Annotated in this window: 16 protein-coding genes and 1 pseudogene; 9 read left to right on the top strand and 8 right to left on the bottom strand. The window is 61.3% G+C overall.

The window, feature by feature from the left end:
• The first annotated feature begins 36 nt into the window (after window positions 1-36).
• The 7 genes from FCU66_RS31085 (at window position 37) to FCU66_RS31055 (ending at window position 6,410) form a co-directional block, all read left to right on the top strand.
• The gene (locus FCU66_RS31085) at window positions 37-963 is read left to right on the top strand and encodes an ArdC family protein (RefSeq protein ID WP_136622793.1); all 927 of its coding nucleotides are present in this window, start codon (window positions 37-39) and stop codon (window positions 961-963) included.
• Window positions 964-2,357: 1,394 nt separating this feature from the next.
• On the top strand, window positions 2,358-2,669 hold the full coding sequence (locus tag FCU66_RS31075) for a DUF736 domain-containing protein (protein WP_027054589.1): 312 nt from the start codon (window positions 2,358-2,360) through the stop codon (window positions 2,667-2,669).
• Between the two features lie 472 nt (window positions 2,670-3,141).
• Window positions 3,142-3,864, top strand: a complete 723-nt coding sequence (locus tag FCU66_RS31070; protein ID WP_246094108.1) for a thermonuclease family protein — start codon at window positions 3,142-3,144, stop codon at window positions 3,862-3,864.
• The gene (locus FCU66_RS43005) at window positions 3,779-3,991 is read left to right on the top strand and encodes a sunset domain-containing protein (protein ID WP_484177840.1); all 213 of its coding nucleotides are present in this window, start codon (window positions 3,779-3,781) and stop codon (window positions 3,989-3,991) included. The genes FCU66_RS31070 and FCU66_RS43005 overlap by 86 nt, the downstream gene beginning before the upstream one ends.
• A gap of 736 nt (window positions 3,992-4,727) precedes the next feature.
• Window positions 4,728-5,213: a toll/interleukin-1 receptor domain-containing protein gene (locus FCU66_RS31065; RefSeq protein WP_309486639.1), complete on the top strand. Its 486-nt coding sequence runs from the start codon at window positions 4,728-4,730 to the stop codon at window positions 5,211-5,213.
• A gap of 289 nt (window positions 5,214-5,502) precedes the next feature.
• On the top strand, window positions 5,503-5,889 hold the full coding sequence (locus tag FCU66_RS31060; RefSeq protein ID WP_136622795.1) for a hypothetical protein: 387 nt from the start codon (window positions 5,503-5,505) through the stop codon (window positions 5,887-5,889).
• Window positions 5,886-6,410, top strand: coding sequence for an RES family NAD+ phosphorylase (locus FCU66_RS31055; RefSeq protein ID WP_136622796.1), 525 nt, complete (start codon window positions 5,886-5,888; stop codon window positions 6,408-6,410). The genes FCU66_RS31060 and FCU66_RS31055 overlap by 4 nt, the downstream gene beginning before the upstream one ends.
• Before the next feature lie 41 nt (window positions 6,411-6,451).
• On the opposite strand, the pseudogene FCU66_RS31050 reads toward FCU66_RS31055, so the two are convergent.
• The 3 genes and pseudogenes from FCU66_RS31050 to FCU66_RS31035 form a co-directional block, all read right to left on the bottom strand.
• Window positions 6,452-6,694 (bottom strand): annotated as a pseudogene (locus FCU66_RS31050) (SMC-Scp complex subunit ScpB); the annotation flags it as partial.
• 310 nt (window positions 6,695-7,004) lie between these two features.
• Window positions 7,005-7,346, bottom strand: a complete 342-nt coding sequence (locus tag FCU66_RS31040; RefSeq protein ID WP_136621814.1) for a hypothetical protein — start codon at window positions 7,344-7,346, stop codon at window positions 7,005-7,007.
• Window positions 7,343-8,035: a ParA family protein gene (locus tag FCU66_RS31035; RefSeq protein ID WP_136621815.1), complete on the bottom strand. Its 693-nt coding sequence runs from the start codon at window positions 8,033-8,035 to the stop codon at window positions 7,343-7,345. The genes FCU66_RS31040 and FCU66_RS31035 overlap by 4 nt, the downstream gene beginning before the upstream one ends.
• A 418-nt stretch (window positions 8,036-8,453) precedes the next feature.
• Between FCU66_RS31035 and FCU66_RS31030 the strand changes: the two genes are divergently transcribed.
• Window positions 8,454-8,771, top strand: coding sequence for a hypothetical protein (locus FCU66_RS31030; RefSeq protein ID WP_168992158.1), 318 nt, complete (start codon window positions 8,454-8,456; stop codon window positions 8,769-8,771).
• Window positions 8,768-11,275: a relaxase/mobilization nuclease domain-containing protein gene (locus FCU66_RS31025; RefSeq protein ID WP_136621817.1), complete on the top strand. Its 2,508-nt coding sequence runs from the start codon at window positions 8,768-8,770 to the stop codon at window positions 11,273-11,275. Before FCU66_RS31030 ends, FCU66_RS31025 begins: the two co-directional genes overlap by 4 nt.
• A 132-nt stretch (window positions 11,276-11,407) precedes the next feature.
• Here the strand turns inward: FCU66_RS31025 and FCU66_RS31020 are convergent, their stop codons facing one another.
• The 5 genes from FCU66_RS31020 to virB10 form a co-directional block, all read right to left on the bottom strand.
• The gene (locus tag FCU66_RS31020; protein WP_006205593.1) at window positions 11,408-11,689 is read right to left on the bottom strand and encodes a helix-turn-helix domain-containing protein; all 282 of its coding nucleotides are present in this window, start codon (window positions 11,687-11,689) and stop codon (window positions 11,408-11,410) included.
• On the bottom strand, window positions 11,686-12,009 hold the full coding sequence (locus tag FCU66_RS31015; RefSeq protein ID WP_136621818.1) for a type II toxin-antitoxin system RelE/ParE family toxin: 324 nt from the start codon (window positions 12,007-12,009) through the stop codon (window positions 11,686-11,688). The genes FCU66_RS31020 and FCU66_RS31015 overlap by 4 nt, the downstream gene beginning before the upstream one ends.
• 214 nt (window positions 12,010-12,223) lie before the next feature.
• Window positions 12,224-14,551 carry a type IV secretory system conjugative DNA transfer family protein gene (locus tag FCU66_RS31010; protein ID WP_136621819.1) on the bottom strand — a complete coding sequence of 776 codons (2,328 nt, stop codon included), beginning with the start codon at window positions 14,549-14,551 and terminating at the stop codon, window positions 12,224-12,226.
• Entirely contained in the window at window positions 14,529-15,575 is a 1,047-nt protein-coding gene (gene virB11, locus FCU66_RS31005) for a P-type DNA transfer ATPase VirB11 (RefSeq protein WP_136621820.1), read from the bottom strand. Before virB11 ends, FCU66_RS31010 begins: the two co-directional genes overlap by 23 nt.
• Window positions 15,541-16,875 carry a type IV secretion system protein VirB10 gene (virB10, locus tag FCU66_RS31000; protein WP_246094107.1) on the bottom strand — a complete coding sequence of 445 codons (1,335 nt, stop codon included), beginning with the start codon at window positions 16,873-16,875 and terminating at the stop codon, window positions 15,541-15,543. The genes virB11 and virB10 overlap by 35 nt, the downstream gene beginning before the upstream one ends.
• Between the last annotated feature and the right edge of the window lie 4 nt (window positions 16,876-16,879).

The raw sequence follows: 16,879 nt of genomic DNA, 5'->3' as shown, positions 1-16,879 counted from the left end.
GGCCGCGATCGGCGCGGCCTCGAATGGAGGTTTGAAATGGACAAGAATAGCAACAAGCCCCGCGTCGACATCTACGCGAAAATCACCGATCGCATCGTCGCGGACCTGGAAAAGGGTGTGCGCCCATGGGTGAGGCCGTGGAGCGTGGGCAATGCGAAGGGTCGTATCACGCGCCCGCTACGCCACAATGGCCTTCCGTATCAGGGCATCAATACCTTGCTTCTGTGGTCGGAGGCCGCTTCGAAAGGCTTCGTCTGTTCGACGTGGATAACCTTCAAGCAGAGCGTCGAACTGGGGGGTCATGTCCGCAAGGGGGAGACCGGCTCCATGGTGGTTTATGCCAGCCGCTTCACCAGGACCGAAACCAATGCTCATGGCGAAGAAGTCGAACGGGGCATTCCGTTCCTGAAAGCCTATACGGTGTTCTGCGCCGACCAGATCGAGGGTCTGCCGGCCCACTACTACGCGGCGCCCGATCCTGTTACCGATCCTGTCCAGCGCATCGAGCATGCCGATCGCTTTTTCGACAATACTGGAGCGGTCGTGCGGTATGGCGGAGACAAGGCCTATTATTCTCCCTCTTCCGATCATGTGCAGCTACCGTCCCCGGAATTTTTCCGGGACATGGCTTCGTTCGTCGCTACGCGCGCGCACGAAACCCTGCACTGGACGGCGGCTCCCCATCGACTGAACCGAGACCTCAGCCGTTACCACAAAGACCGCACGGACCGCGCGCGCGAAGAATTGCTCGTCGAGCTTGGCGCCGCCATGCTCTGCGCGGACCTCGATATCGTCCCCGAGCTCGAGCCGAGGCCCGATCATGCGGCCTACATTCAGGGGTGGGCCAGCTTGCTGGGCGGCGACAAGCGCGCGATCTTCCAGGCAGCCGCCCACGCGCAACGCGCGGTCAATTATCTCCACGAACTCCAGCCGCAGGCGAAAGAATTGGGGAGGGCGGCCTGACATTACGCGCTCCGCGTTGCAAGGGGAGGGCGCCGAGCCCTCCTCGATCCGCCTTCGCGTGCTCAGCCCCGGCGGGGGAGTGCAATCGAGCGCGCTCGCCCTGATGGCGGCACATGGCATTTCGGGCGGCTGGATTGCACTATATTCGCCGATGCGTGCTGGAAACCCGTCGCTGTCTCTAGTTATGTCGCCGAATGTGCTGCCCGTTTCCGGTTTTGTCTCGGCTGCAATTTGCGCGAAATCTCCTCGACGCTCGCCGTAGGCAAGCGTTGGGCATCGGTTCCCGCTATTACCCGCACCGTCGACCGGCGCGCCAATGTCTTGATCGGCATGACCCGCTGGCAGTGCACGACCACAGCCGGCGGATCGAAACGATCCCGCGCCGGCTAGCCTCACGCGCGGGCGCTCGCTGCTGCATCCGGTCGCCACTCAATGGCTCGGAATCCGCCGAAAAGCGCCTGCATCGGCTGCCCCATCCACGCCAATAGCGTCTCGCGATCCATGCGTGACAATGACGCCGAGGCATGTCCCCGGTGCTGTCGACGTTGACCGGCAACTCGCACCGGCCTGCGTGGTATCGGCGGCGAGGTCTTTCTGCACCGATCCGGCGTTCCCCTTGGCGAAGTCGGTTTGTCGACGGCACAGGCCAGCTCGACTTGTTGCCAAATGAATGTGAAGGGACGTGCGGCGTGTGATCGTCCAGCCTGGAAAGCGTCGTTGGCTTCAGCACACCGGGCTGCACATCAGGCTGAAGGCCCCCCTTGCGGCTGGCCCCTGTCAGAGCGGTAACCTAGGGGCCGGAGCCAATCAGCCGGCCCGTGCCGGCGCCCTGTCCGAGATGCCTATGTCCATGACCGTTACGGGCCGTTCCTGCTTGAAGCAGCAGGTTGCTTGGCTGCTGTTTCGCCTATCGGCCTCGTCGTCGTTCGACCGATATGAGGAGGCTGGCGCATCTTTCCGGCTATGGGCCGTCGTTCTGCAATGACGCGTGACGTGGACGGCCGGGCTTGATGGCGCCCCACCGTGGCTGCGGTTGCGGTGATCATGCCGATAGGCTTCGCCTGTCGTCCGTGGCCGCGGTTTCGTGGAAGGGCGCACCACCTGCGTCCTCGATGTGGCTGGTCTGACCGAAGGCCGTCTTCGCTTCGCTCCGCCTCGTTCTCTAGCCCGCAACAGCCGGTCGCGACTTTCTTCCCCTGCTGGCTTCGCCATCATTCCGCGCGGAACAAGAAAGCCGCGCCCTGGCTGCCCTTCACTGTCGTTCCGGCCCTAAGGACCACCCCATTGCGCACGCGCAATGGGAACCCCGGTGGGTGCGGGCCGATCGCCTCCGGTCTGTCGACCGCCATCGAGGTCGCGGTGGTCGCGGCCCGAGAAACTCAAGGAGACGACAAATGGCTACCATCGGCACTTTCACCTCAAACGGCAACTCCGGCTTTTCCGGAGCCATCAAGACCCTCAACCTCAACGTCAAGGCCAAGCTGATCCGCGTCGAGAACCCTTCCGACAAAGGCCCTCACTTCCGCGTCTACTCGGGTAGCGTCGATCTCGGAGCCGCCTGGCAGAAGGTCTCCAACGAGGGCCGCGACTACCTCTCGGTCAAGCTGGACGACCCGAGCTTCCCCGCTCCGATCTACGCCACCCTGATCGAGGTGGAAGGCGAGGAAGGCCTGCAGCTGATCTGGTCTCGCCCCAACCGGGACTGATCGCCTCGACGAGGGCTCCGCCGCAAGGCGGGGCCTTTGGCCGCTCCCAAACGAACGCCGGCAGGCGGACGGAGCAAGAAGCGTCGCCTTTCGGGCGTGCTGCTCCGTCGGCATCGCAGTCTCGCCGAGACGGCAAACCGACGCGGGCCCCTATCGGAATCCGGTGTCCCCTCTGTTGCCACCTGAGCCTACGGCTTTTCGGTCCGCCGCAAGGGCCGGACGGCCTCACCAAAAAGCTGACGTGTTTCGGCTCCTCCGTGCGCCTGCTGCGCAGGTCGCTGCACGAGCCTTGCCCACTCTCGTGCGCGCTCGCCATGGTGCCGCCCGATTGAGCAAATCCAGAGCCGTGTCATGACAGATAGAGCGGCAATGTCCCTTCTACTTCACGACAGGCGAGCCGTTGAGCGGCTCCGATAAGATTCTGGACTTTCCGTGTATTCAGGGCGCATTCTCCCCGCCGGGGAGAAGGGGCTTGGATAAATCCCGCTACGATGATCGGTCGAGCCCGTGGCGCAAGTGTACTGGCGCAAGACGCTCGCTGGTACGACGCTGGGCCAACGTGCCGATGCGGCTGGTCTTGGTGACCGTAGCTGCGGCTTCCGCTTTTGTGACTCAGTTTGTCATGCATACCAGCGGATTGCCGCCGGACATCAATCTGCAGAACTTAATCAGGCCGAGACCGGTAGCAATTGCTGGGGTCGCATCTGTGATCGACGGCGACACGATCGAGATCCACGGCCAACGCATTCGCTTCAATGGTATCGATGCACCGGAGTCAGCACAGCAGTGCGACGACGCCAATGGCTTGCAGTATCAATGTGGCGTCAAGTCTGCCGCCGCGCTCGATGCCTTTCTCGCCGCCTCCCGACCGACCCAGTGCATGTTTGTGTCATGGGATCGCTACGGCCGCTATGTCGGCAATTGTAGCCGGGCCGATGGGGTCAGCGTCGCCGTCTGGATGGTCGAGAACGGCCAAGCTCTTGATTGGCCGAAATACAGCCAAGGTGCCTACGCCATGGTGCAGGAGAAGGCCAAGGCGGCAAGGGTTGGCATCTGGGCAGGAACGTTTGAAGCGCCTTGGGATTGGCGTGCCGAGCATCGCGCTGACAATGAACCGCCATCGGCGGTCGCCCCCCCTGCTCGCTGCGTCGCCCAGTGCCTGCAACATCAAGGGCAACATCAACGCTCGCGGTGAGCACATCTATCACATGCCCGGCCAAGAGTATTACGATCGCACCCTAATTACGACTCGCAAGGGAGAGCGGTGGTTCTGCAGCGAGGAAGAGGCGGTGGCCGCCGGTTGGCGGAAAGCAAAGCGGTAAGCCACAAGGGCAGGTGTTGCCCTTTTCTACTGCGCTTGCGCGGGCCGCCGGAACGCTGAGTGCACATCGGCAACGGCCCCGGAAGTGCGACCTGTGGGAGTGTCAAGATCACTGACTTCCGGCTGGCGACATCGCGCCCGCGCCATGTCGATACTACTGCGCTCGGTAACGCTCGGATGAGGCAATAGGGGGGTCAAATCCTTACTTCGCTTGACACAGAGACCAGGCGCTTTAGGCGTTAGTCAACGAGATCAGACGAAGTCCCAAACCTTCTCGCAATATCATCAGAACTCACCCGCTTTGCAACTGCTTCAATCATCTGAGAACGGGGAAGTACCTTGACACGGTAACTGCTCACTCCGAGCATGTTCTGATGACAGAGAATCGCGCAGGGGGGCAGGGAAAGCAATGCCCCCTGCGATGCGGCCCTGCGATCGGGGATGTTCACATACCGACCCTGAATGCGTTGGCTCGGCGAGCTGCGGATTGGTGAAGGAGAAGAAAAGACGTGGCTAGATGCACTGCACCAGTAAGGGGCCATCGCTCATCGGCCGCCGCAGCCGACTGTCCTGCATGCGGGAGCCGCTATGGCCGCTATAGCGGTTACCACGGGTACGGCAGCGGCTACAGCAGCTCCGGATCATACTCGTCCCCTTCATACTCCTCCTCCTCAAGGAGCAGCGGCGGGTCGGGGCGCCGCACCTCAAAGCCGCGCTGGTCGGGAGCCGGTTCGGCTGTGTGGTACACGCCTGAACAAGTGCAGGCGCTCACGCCGGTTCGCGAGAACGTCGAGAACCTAGCGGCGTCGCAGCCTGACCTTCGAGACGTGTTTCTCTGTCACGCGTGGGATGACAGGCAGGGCTCCGCTAAGGAACTGCATGATCTGCTCGAAGCGCGTGGTGTTCGCGTGTGGTTCAGCGAGAAAGACCTTGGCCTCGGGGTGCCGATGATGCGGGCGATCGACAAGGGCTTGGTGAATTCGCGCGTCGGTATCGTTTTGGTGACGCCGGCTATGTTGCGACGCCTCCCGGCAGAAGGCATCGCAGACAAAGAGCTTTCGGCACTACTCCGGCGGGAGCGGCTCGTCCCGGTTGTTCACGGAACGACCTATGAAGAGCTTGAGCAGGTCAGCCTCCTGTTAGCCTCTCGAGCCGGGCTGAATACTGCCGAAGAGTCGATGGCGGAAGTCGCCGCCAAAATCGCCGAATTGGTCGCTACTTAGTCACGCCGGAGGTCAAATCGAGGGCGATATTTTTTGGCGGGTACCGCAGGTTTTCTGCGGCGACTTGGCTTCCTCCTGCACTTCGACAAATTCGAAAGTGGTGTCTGCTTTCGCGGGCTCCATCTCGGAGCCCCAATGCCCGATTCTGGGGCGCATTGCTGCCGCCAGCTGGCAACCGCTACGAGGATGAGGAAGGACAAACAGGGCGCTGGAAGGCGCCAAGTCACTGTTCACTTGCTATGCGTTTAAATGTGCATATATTGTGCGTATGAGAGGTCGGAGATTTGTCATGGCCCACGCACAGCTCGCACATTCCACGGTGGTTTCAGGCTTTGTCGACAGCCTGCAGGAGCCGCGCACACCCTATATCTCGCCGAAGCGCCTGTCGCAGGCGCTGGGTGTGAAGGTGGCCAACCTGGCCCAGTTGACCGGTGTCCACCGCAACACGCTCCGTAACCCGTCATCGGAGCGCCTGCAGGGCCGGATGCGCGAAATGGTGAAAGTGATCTCGGCCGCGACGGAACTCACCGGCGAAGTCGACAAGGCGATCTACTGGTACCGCAATGAACCGATTGCCGACTATGGCCATCGCACGGCGGCCGAGCTCGTCGCGGACGGCCAGGTCGAGGCGGTTCTGGCTTTTATCCGGGATCTTGAGAACGGGGCGCGCGGGTGAACGTCACCCGCGTCGGGCCGGACGAAATCTTCCATCGCTATCTGACACCCAAATGGGCTTTCCTGCCCATCAGTGGCGCAGGCGCGGCGATCGACGGCGGGCGCTTCAACCGGCCAGGCGTCGAGGCGCTCTATCTGTCCCGTTCGGCCCAGACAGCGCTCGATGAATACAAGCAGGGTGCCAGCATCACTCCGCCTGCCACCCTTGCCGCTTACAAGATCACGCTCGCCGAGGTGGCCGATCTTTCGCCCGGATTCGACCCGGACATATGGGACGGCGCGTGGAAGGAGTGGGATTGTGCCTGGCGCCAGATCGCTCGCATCGACAAGAAGATCCCGCCTTCGTGGAAGCTCGCGGATTTGGTCATCACCGCCTGGCTTCGCGGCATCCTGTTTCCGTCGCTGCGTCATGCCGGCGGCACCAATCTGGTGATCTTTCCGGCCAATCTTATCGACGGCGACCATGCCGCGGTTCACGATCCCGATCAACGGCTGCCGCACGACCAGTCGTCCTGGTCCTGAGTCATCGCCTGTCTCTGTGGTCGCAACGCGACAACGCCCGCTCACGACATCTGGTCCTCAACGACATTGTCCTCCGGCCCTTCTTCGGCATCGCCCGCCCCGCCAACCAGTCCTGCCGGAATGTCCCCCGCGAGAAGTTTCTGCTTCGATAGCAGCCCTGTGTCCTCGAGCGCCTCCAAATCCGGTAGCTGGCGCAGCGTATCAAGCCCAAATAGCGACAGAAAATTCTTGGTCGTCACATAGGTGTAGGGCGCGCCCGGCTGCGGGCTGCGTGCCCCCGAAGCGAAACAGAGTCTCCTCGATCGACAGCGCATAGAAGCGCGCCATGTTCCGATCCGCGTCGCGGCGTTCAATACAGAGGCAATAGAGCTGCGCGATCATGGGGGACAGAATCGCGCAGCCGGACGCGCGCGTCCAACGAATGGTTTGAATCAGCGGACGCGGATCGATTCACTCTCGTGATGGATGGAACCGAACGTCAGTCGTTCAGCAGCATCTTTGAGGGCTTTCCCGGAGAGATGTAGCGAATCCTTGTTGGGCCCGAGTCATGCGTGGTCGGTCGTAACGAAAATCGACGCTGATTGGCGCGTCTCGCTACTTCGGCTGCCGGGCAAGGAATTCCGTTATCAGGTCCTGCACCACCTCCTGCATGGTTGTTCTATTGCGCGCGCAATGGACCTGCAGCTCGATCATCTGCGGGACCGGAATGCGTGTGTGCAGCCGGGCTGTCTCGCCGTCTGCCTTTGGCCTTTCGAGCTTCGCTTTCGCCGCTCTGGCAGACTGGGCTCTCGTCTGCTGCTCCAGCCTGTCCGTTTCGCCGATGCTGGATTCCACTATGGCAGCCATGTTGCGCGAGAACGGATCATCCGAACGGGCACGCGGTTTCAAGGCGGGCAGCGGCAGCTGGTTTGCGGTCCGATCGCTTTTCTCGTTCATTGCGTGGCGGCTCCGTTCAGTTTGCGGATGATCTCGGCAGTCAGGGCATTCGTCTGGTCGCGAGCGTCCTCGACGGCCTTGTTCACAGGCTGGACTTCGTAAAGCGTCCCGGCGGTTGCGATTGAGGCGAAGGTCGGCCGTTGCGACAAAAAGGTCTCAAGCACGCTGGCGTCGGCCTGCCGCAGCAGCTGGATGGCTGTGCGGAAGGCCATCGTGTTGTGCTCGATCCCGGAAACCATGTTGAGCATCACCGCGTAGGGAATTTCGCGGTGGCGTCCGCCAAGTGAGCGGATGTGCCGGATCAGACCGAGGCATTGCTTGACATCGAAGACGTGCGCTTTCGTCGGAATCAACACGAAGTCGGCGTTGGCGACGGCCGGGCCGAGTGCGGCCACGGCCGTGCCCTGGACATCCACCAGCAGCAGGTCCTCGGTGTCGGATTGCGCCAGGCGATCGATCAGTTCGTCGGTCGAGCTGATGGGGATGACGTCGATGTTTGAAAGAGCGTACCCGGCGCGGCGACTGTTTTTGCTCCACTCCACCGCGGACAGTTGTGGATCGGTGTCGAGCACCGTGACCCGATGACCGGCGGCGGCGAATTCGCCAGCGAGCAGGATGGTGGTCATGGTCTTGCCGACCCCGCCTTTGGGAGAGGCCACTGTGATTTGCACCGCGCGTTGTTCCGGCATTGTTTTTTCCAAATGTCGCGTCACCTTGGCGTCAATGCGTGTAGGCAATTTGGCGCCAAAGTGACTTTCTTGCATTTTGCCTATGCGCCGATGCAACAAGGTGCATATGCGCCTAAGTGCCTATGTAATAATATAAATTTGCGTGTCTGTGCAATGCTCAAGAAGGCATAGATGGTTATGGATTAGCGAGTCATCAGCTCATTATAATGTTGCATCGTGAATTGACAAGATACGCAATTTGGGTCCAAATTGGCTGAGCAGGTCGTCGCTTCGCTTCGACCTGGACCGTCTTCGACGTGAGGCCCCATCCGCCATGGCGAGAATTTTCGGCACCAGCCCCGCCCAAAAGGACACTCGAAAGCGCTCCCGGATCGATATCGGGCCGGAGGCGGGCGCACTCCTGGACGAGGCCTGCAAGGTGTTCCAGCTTGATCGGGCGGAGACGTTGCGACGCATCATCCGGGCCAGCCTGGATGTCGGCCCCGCTCTGTCGGCAGAGAATTCACGCACTGTCGCGGCCTTGGCCTCGCAAGTCCGGATGGTTGGCCGAAATCTCAGCCAGCTTCTGCATGCCATTCATTCCGGCGATGCTGTCCCCATGGAGACGGCGTTGCCGATATGGGAAGCACTGGATGAGAGAGTGAAAGCCGTCGACGCCGAATTGACGGCGATGACGATCGCGCATGGCCTGAAACTTCGGAAGGCGGCGCATCTGCTGGATGGTGAGAACGCGTGAACCTCGACGAGTCCTCCATACAGGCTATCGCCGATCGGATTCGCGCGAGCGCAGCTTTTGAAGACGAGAACCGCAAGCGCCGGCATCAGGCCATGTTGTCCTTTGCTGGAAACGACGATGATTGGTTGTTCAAGACGGTTCGCGGCCGGAAGGGGGAGGGCGGTTCCGAGGCAAGCCAGCCACCGGAACCGGCCGTGCCGCGCTCGTCTGCCCAGGAGCTGGAGCCGCCGCGCGGTAAAGCCGGGCGACTGAACCTCGCCCTGCCAACGAAGCGGCGGAAGCTCGCCGACGGACCTGCACCGAGGGCCGCTGCCGACAGGCTGGCGGCCGGGTATCAGCCGGCGGTTCTGAAGGTGATTTCCTACGGGCATGGCGTCACAAGGGCAGCCGCCATCGGTCAATATATCCAGAAGGAGGGCGTCGCGCCCGAAACGCATGACGCGCGTATCTTGGCAACGCAGGAGGCCGTTGCCGAGGAAATGAAACAGTGGGGCAAGGGCTTCGACAAGCGGCGGGAAAGCGACGATGTCGCGACGTTCCGGCTTTCGGTGGCTGGAGAGGAGAATGCCGAGCGCCATTCACTGGCGGTTCAGGCTGGTTTCGCCGGCCACGGTTTCGCTTATCGTATCGATACGCTGCAGGACGGATCGAGCGTCGCGCGTGTCGTCGCGACCATGGCCGGACACAGCGTCGAGCGGGGCGAGAACGGAGACGAGAAGAAGAAACATCGGTTTCACTTTTCCGATCGGCGCCAGGAGGATCGCCAGTTCTCGGCACCGACCCGGGCCATGATCGCCTCGCGGATCGCCGAGAAGCTTGGGGTCAACGAGGATACTGTTTCGGTCAAGCCGATTGGGGAACCCAGCCACGGCAAAGCTGGTGTCGTGTTCCAGCTCTCGCGCCTTACCCATGACGGAGCGGCGATCGGCGCCGACGGCGTCACGATCGCGTCTGAGGAGGCGGTCCGGCAGACCGCGCAGTCCTGGGACAAGACGCTGAATTCCTACAAGCCTCGTGACACCATGCATATGATCCTGTCGGCCAAGTCAGGCGAGGACGGACACGCCCTGGTGAGGGCCGCACGTGGGTTCCTGCATGAACAGTTCCCCAATCACAAATTCGCCTTTGGGATGCATGCCGATATGGCCGAGGAGGGCGGCCATATTCATGTCCATGCCATCGTCGCGGTGAAGGGTGAGGATGGTCAGCGATTGCGACCAGGTCCGGCCCAGCTTCGCGAATGGCGCGCTCTCTATGCCCAGCACGCACAAGCGCAGGGCATGAAAATCGTCGCGACCTCCGCGGCCTATCGAGCGTCATCACAAAGCTATGGTACGCGCGACAAGGCGATCGTGGCCACGGCCGAAAAGCCGCGGCCAGGTAGGGAGGCGCGGGACCGCGCCTATGCCCGTGCAAACCCGCACGTCATCGAGAAAGCACGACAACGGATCGACTACGCGAGGGCCAACCCGATCAAGATACCGATTTCGGCGCGCCAGCTGCGGGCCACCCAGGCAAGCCTTCGGGACTGGCGCTCCGTCGCAGCTGCTCAGCCGGATAACACGATGGCGAGTCAATTAATTGATCGGATGACGCAAGCTGTCCGATCAGGTAGTGTTGTGGTCGCTATTCGAGATGGAAAGGGTGTTCGAATGGGTTCAGATGCCAGCGCGGACCAGATGCGGGAAAACCTGAAACAGATCAACGAGACCGTTAACAAGACAGCGGCCATGATGAACGGCCAGAACAAAGCGGAGTTCTTGCGGCGGGCAGCGCCCACCATGGAGCTATTGGCGATCCGGACGGATCTCAAATCACTGCAGGAACGCGGTGTGACGCACATTTCGCATGAAGAAGCGCATCAGATCGCCGGATCACGAAATGAAGCGCTTATCGCAAGAGCATGGGAGATGGAAGATGAACAGTATAGGATCAAAGATCCGTCGGAATGGACGGATGTTGACGTAGCGGCGTTCGCAAGATCCGTGCAACGCTCAGATGACGAATTCTATTCGAAAAGAAACGCGGAACAAGATGAGCCCTTTGCTGAACATGTTAAAGATTATGCTTGGGAAAAGGCGCGACAAGAATATGGTCCTGCTCAACACGAACCAGCGGCCGTGCAGCTCACAAATCGTGCACGTGAGATCGACGCTACGGAGCACCTAGAGGCACAGCGCGCGAACGAAATCCGCAATCGTGCCATCGAGCAACAACTTCGTGATGAACATGCCGGCTCAATCGATCCGACATCGCTTGAGCAGGTTGCACAAGACCGCGAAATGGTTCGAAATGCCGAAAGCATCGCGGCGAAGGAAGCTCGCGAGGCGCAGGCTGCAAGCGAGGCCGCTCGCGCATTGGCGCAGAATCCGTCCGAACGGCTCGATCCAAACACGGTCAAGGGCGAACGTCTCGAAGAGCTGCAGCGCCTGCAATCGAAAAGCATCAACACCTCACCCGTGGATGGCGAGGAACCGGATTCACATAAGCCGCAAAAGCAATAGTCACCTCGCCATGCAGCACCGCGTAGGCTCGTTGCTCCCTAAGCCGGGGCTCTGGCAGCGCTCCGTTCGGCCCACGCTCGCGTCCAAACGCGGATGTACTCCGAGGAAAGGCGAGGATTAGACACCTCGTGATTATGCAACCTCCTTCACCCGGATTTCTATATCCAAGTGAGCGGAGGCGGCGATGTTGACGAGCGCGTCAAGCGAGAACTTGGCGAGCTTACCGCGCAGCAGATCATTGATACGAGGGCGCGTCAGGCCGAGCCGCTTGGCGGCTTCCTCCTGGGGAATGCCCCAACGCTGGACTGCCTTACGGATTTCGTAGAGCAGCGCCGAGCGCGCTTTAAGGTTTGCTGCCTCCTGTTCGGTGTCCGCCAGGGCGTCCCAGACGTTCTCATAGATTTCTACATTCATCGTTCTGTCTTCCATCGTTTTAGCCGTTGAGCCGCCAGATCGAGGTCTTTCTTGGATGTGGCCTGTGTCTTCTTCTGGAACGCATGAAGCACCAAAACGCGGTCCTCTAGGGTTGCCAGATACATGACGCGGAACGCTCCGGATGCCTCTCGGACTCTGATTTCCCTGACGCCGGCCCCCACGATCTGCATAGGCTTCCAATCGTCGGGATCGTCGCCGCGCTGGACAAGTTCGAGCTGCCAGCCGGCCTCTATCCGCGCATCGTCAGGAAACGCTCGAACATCCGCCCTACTGCTTCCAAGCCATTCAATCACCTTCATCGGGGTGCACTGTATCGGTTTTGATACAGGTTGGCTAGAGTGAAATCAATCGCATTTTACGGACGAGCAATCAGCTCACGTCCCCACCAAGAACCGGGAGGCGCTCGAACCGGTTCGATGCGCCCGCCATCGGATTAGGGACGTTTTGTCTGGTTCTCACACTCGACATAAGTACCGAACGCACAAATCGCTCATTTCAACTGAATTTCACGTCCTAGCGATCGCCGTGACGTCTAATTTGATCCTGCAGCGCCTCAAGAGCGGCTGACGGTACCCCGTCGACATCTCCGCTATCCACTGACGGTGACAGGGAACGAGCGCCGGCCTCCACTTCCTGATCGAGCGATGCGAGCAGCGCGGCGATCGACGTGGACTTGTTTCCCGGCCGGACTTGGAATTGCAAGATACTCGCCTTGCCTTCAGACGCACTCGGGTCAGACGCCTTTGATGCTGCCGGCGCCGATCGCCGGCCAAGGGTGGGAAGCGGCCTCGGCGCATCATCGGCTGTCTGAGCGGTCCGCTTCGGCTTCAACTCCGGAACTTCAGCGGCGACCTCGCTCTTTGCTTCAGCCTCACCGCCCGTTGGAAGGCCTGAGCTTGGCAGCGCCTGTGGTGCGTCCGCGCTGCCGCTCTTTACTTTCGGCTTTAACCCGACGGGACCAGCCCTTTCAGCCGCCGCACCATTCGCAGGCGGCACCGCCTCGGCATAGGCTGTATCGCCCGAAACCGGCGCTTCGACGGTATCGGGTTCCCCCAACTCGAAAGGTGCCGCCGGCGCATTGCTAGCCGCCGCTTCGACCTCCGCCATGGAGCGCAGCGGAAGATCCTGCCATCGTGAGAGAGGCGGAACCTTCAAGCGCCGGTGCCGAAACTCCTGGTAGGTCGCCTTATAGGGAGCGTCCTTATAATGGGTGATCTTGCGCACCATGAAACCAGGTGCGCTCATGACCAGAACTACGGCCTGCTTCGCCGGCATCTGTCGAAGCTCCGCCGCCGTCCGGAACGGCCTTTCCTGGTAACTTAAACTCTTGTCTCGACCTCCAAATATACCTTGACCGGCCCTGATGATCGGCGTGGGCACCTCGATCGTGGTCGGTCCCAGCATTACAGAGACATATTCCGAGGTCTCCACGTCGTTCATGCGGATGAAAAGCTTCACCTGGCACGCGGACACAGTGGTCTGCCGCGTCGCTTTACCATAGACCTCGTCGAGCTGGGCGAGGTCCTGCAGGACCAGGACCATGCGGAAGCCATAGCCCGCGTTGATCGCTAGCTTGGACACGATAGACTCCATTTTGCCGAGTTGGCGAAACTCGTCGATCATCACCAGGACCTGGTAGGGCTCGTCCGGGCCCGGCAAGGAGGCCATCAACACATCATGGATTTGCTGAACCAGGATTTTGATGATGGGCCGGAACACGTCGAGCTGCGCCACCGAGCAGCCGATGAAGAGGGCCGTCGGGTCCTTGCGAAGCTTCGAGATATCGAAATCGGTCGACGCCGTAGCGGCCGCAACGAGATCATTGGTCCAGGGGTTGAGAGCCGCCGTCAGGTTGAAGTAGGCCGAGTTTCGCGTTTCCTTTTCCAGCGCAATGAACTGGTTGAGCCCGTGCAGGACCCACGACGGCAGATATTTTTCCTCGTCATTACGGATATTCGTCAGCACCCTCAGAAAGTCCACGCCGGTCGAAAGAAGCATCGCGACGGCGCGCAAATGACGCTGCCCCTCATAACGCGGCGATGTCAGGACATAGCCGATCATGGCCGCAAGCAGCTGCCGGCCGGCGCGCGCCCAGATCTCGGAACTTCCTGTCGCCTCCGGGATGATGAAGGAGGAGACCACCGCGCAGTCCGTCGGCATGCGCGCATCGCGCCGGATGAAATCCAGCGGATTATAGCGATGCGAGTCCCGCTCGCCGGGGGAAAAGAAAAAGACCTTGTCGCCGAGAGCCTGCCGGTGCGCACCGAACGCCTCGAAGTTTTCCCGCTTAGGATCGAACCACACAGAGGATCCTCGCCACATATAACCGTTCGGTATGACAAAGCTGACGCCCTTGCCGGATCGGGTCGGCCCGACCACCAGGACGTGCGCGGGATCATCCGAGCGGATCGTCGCCCCACCCATCTTGCCGAGGATCAAGCCTTGCTTTGCCAGCAGGTTTTGCCTTTCGGCGTCCATGATCGTGCCGAACCGTGCATCGCCGTAGTGCTTTGGCTTGCGGTTGATCAGGCTTGCAAAGATCAGGCCGACGCCGATCGCCACGACAACCGCGACCGCGATCGCGCCCCGAATGATCGTCTCGCCCTGCGTGGGATGATAGGCCAGGCGCTGGCTGAAATGCTGCCAGGCAACGAACAGGCCGCTCAGGCTGCGTTGCGCGTTCTGGTACTTTACAAGCCCCCAGCGCGAGGCGCCTTCGGAAGGGAGGGCGGGATTCCAACGCCATGTCGCCACCAGCTCGTAGGCCAGGCTCCAAAGAGCAAAGAAGGCGGCGAGGCCGATGAGGCCGAGGAAAAGCCTATAAGCCAATAAGCGAGACATTCTGGGGAACCTTTCTGGCGGCTCTCCACTCAGTCATGCGGTTGAACCAGATCGCCGAGGTTCCGCGCCAGCCGCCCCGGCGCGTCTGTTGGATCACAATCGGCAGGACCGACCGCACGTAATCGATGATCTCCGCCTTGCTCAGCCCGAGCCCGGCCTGCATGACCATCAAAGCCAGCTGCTCGAACGCACCGGCCGGGCTGTCCGCATGGATCGTCGTGATCGATCCGGGATGACCCGTGTTGACGGCGCGCAAGAACGAATAGGCTTCCGCTCCCCGGATCTCGCCCAGGAAGATTCGATCCGGCCGCAAGCGCATCGCCGCCTGCAGCAGCGTTTCAACGGTCACGCGCGCCAGGCCCTGGTCGCCCTTTGACGCGACGAGGGGCAGATAGTTGGGCTGGTGGGGTTTGACCTCGCGCGTATCCTCAATCGTGAGAATACGCTCATCCGAAGGCACCTCGTGCAAAATCGCGTTCAAAAATGTCGTTTTGCCCGACGATGTGCCTCCCGAAAGCAAGATCGAATAACGTTCGCGCACGGCCAAGCGGAGGAAATCCTCGATCTTGCCGGCGTCGAGATATTCGCAAAGGGCGCTGTCAGTCTCGCTCAAGTCGCCGGGATCCTGGACGGAGATCGTATCGAACGCCCCCCGCTTCCGATAATCCTCAAGGCGCATATCCTTCACCACCTGCTTGCGGATCGCGAAGGCGCCCCCTGTCGGGGTTGCCGGCGCAAGCACGCCTTGAAAACGTTCGCCGCCGGGGAGGGCGGCCGAAAGCAAGGGATTTTCCTCGCTGACCGACTGGGAGGATGATGCCGCTATACGTTCCATGAGGTATGTGATCGCGGCGCGGTCGAGCTCAGGCACGTCGAAGGGCTCCATATGGGCGGAGCCAACGATTTCGACCCATACAAGTCCAGGCCCGTTCGCACAGATTTCCACCACGCGCTCGTCATCGAGCCAGCGCCGCACGGGCCCCAGCGCCTTATTTAGAAAGACGGTTCTTTGCTGCCCGCTCACGTCGTATCTCCCTCAAAGCCTCGCGTACCGGGTCCGGATAGAACTCCGAAAAATCGAGGTCGCGGCGCACGAACACCATGATGCGCGACCCCTGATCGACGTGGATCGTGGGCGCGATATTGATCGAGTTGCGAAGCGCCTCTTCGGCAATGCGGTTGAGGCTTTGCGAAATCTGTTGCGCGCCGATCTGGCGGGCGCTCTGCATGTACTGGTTGGGTTGCGTCTGCGCTGTCACCGTCTGTCCGGTCTGCGGATCAGTATAGGTCTGATTGGTGTTCGACCCGTTCTGGTCATTGCCAAGGTTGGCGATGAACTGGGTCGCGCCGCCCACGACACTTAGAAGGATCGCCGAGCCGAACCGCTCGAAATAATGGTTGTCGACCTCGCCCGGCATGCCGCTGCGACCGAGCTCGTCGGTGCCGGTCGAACCGAGTTGCACCGACATGCCGTCCGATCGAAGCAGGCGTGTCCACACAATGAACACCCGCGTTTGGCCGGTTGCGAGGCCACTGCGATATTCACCGATAAGGCGGGAGCCACCGGGGATCAAAACCCTGCGACCGTCGAACGACCATACATCCTCCGACACGATAGCCCGAACCATACCGGCAAGATCGCTCTGGATCGCGGTCTCGAGCACGCCCTTGATCATCGTCCCCTGGGCGACCAGAGCGTCGGTGCGCGGGTTCATCGTGGCCTTCGATGTATCCGCTCCGCTCTGGCTCGCCCGTGCCAAAAAACGCCGATTGGGGTCCTCCTCGCCCTCGCCTGCGTTCCCGGCCGCCGCTGGATCCGTTCCATTGCCGCCCAGTGCTGATGCACTGCCAGGCGTATCGCCGCTATCGACGACGAGCTGCTTGGCGCGCAGGCGCTCCCATTTGCGGCGCTCCTCTTCTTCCTGCCTGCGCCGTTCTTCCTCAGCCAGACGCCGGGCCTCGGAATCGTCCTGAACCTGCTGTGGAGCCGCAGGCGGTTGCAATGCTGGCGGAGGGGGAGGGGGAGCCTCGATCGTGGACGGCGGCTGCGCTGGTGCCGCCGGCGGCTCCTCGGGAGCCGTCGAGATTTTCAGGGTGCCGTTATCAAGCTGGGGACGCGGCGTATCGAGCCCAGGTGCGGGAAACTGTGTGGTGTGAAACTCCTCGCCATCCGACGCCGTCAACAGCGGCTTGTCCGACGCACGCGTCGCCGCATAGATCATCCAGCCGGCGAAGACCACCGCACCCAGCGGCACGGCGATCTTGAACAATGTGCTTGCCCCGAATTTTGGCGCGGCGACCGCCGTGCCCTCCTCAGCGAGCATTCTG

Origin of the sequence: Mesorhizobium norvegicum (assembly GCF_004919685.1) — a bacterium.
GTDB classification, from domain to species: domain Bacteria; phylum Pseudomonadota; class Alphaproteobacteria; order Rhizobiales; family Rhizobiaceae; genus Mesorhizobium; species Mesorhizobium norvegicum.
Note: the sequence above shows the minus strand (reverse complement) of the source record. Positions and strands in the feature narration are given on the sequence as shown.

Bases quoted from the DNA above. Each gene is read 5' to 3' on its own strand.
- FCU66_RS31085 (WP_136622793.1), top strand. From the start codon at position 37: ATGGACAAGAATAGCAACAAGCCCCGCGTCGACATCTACGCGAAAATC.
- FCU66_RS31075 (WP_027054589.1), top strand. From the start codon at position 2,358: ATGGCTACCATCGGCACTTTCACCTCAAACGGCAACTCCGGCTTTTCC.
- FCU66_RS43005 (WP_484177840.1), top strand. From the start codon at position 3,779: ATGAACCGCCATCGGCGGTCGCCCCCCCTGCTCGCTGCGTCGCCCAGT.
- FCU66_RS31060 (WP_136622795.1), top strand. From the start codon at position 5,503: ATGGCCCACGCACAGCTCGCACATTCCACGGTGGTTTCAGGCTTTGTC.
- FCU66_RS31040 (WP_136621814.1), bottom strand. From the start codon at position 7,346: ATGAACGAGAAAAGCGATCGGACCGCAAACCAGCTGCCGCTGCCCGCC.
- FCU66_RS31035 (WP_136621815.1), bottom strand. From the start codon at position 8,035: ATGCCGGAACAACGCGCGGTGCAAATCACAGTGGCCTCTCCCAAAGGC.
- FCU66_RS31020 (WP_006205593.1), bottom strand. From the start codon at position 11,689: ATGAATGTAGAAATCTATGAGAACGTCTGGGACGCCCTGGCGGACACC.
- FCU66_RS31015 (WP_136621818.1), bottom strand. From the start codon at position 12,009: ATGAAGGTGATTGAATGGCTTGGAAGCAGTAGGGCGGATGTTCGAGCG.
- FCU66_RS31010 (WP_136621819.1), bottom strand. From the start codon at position 14,551: ATGTCTCGCTTATTGGCTTATAGGCTTTTCCTCGGCCTCATCGGCCTC.
- virB10 (WP_246094107.1), bottom strand. From the start codon at position 16,875: ATGCTCGCTGAGGAGGGCACGGCGGTCGCCGCGCCAAAATTCGGGGCA.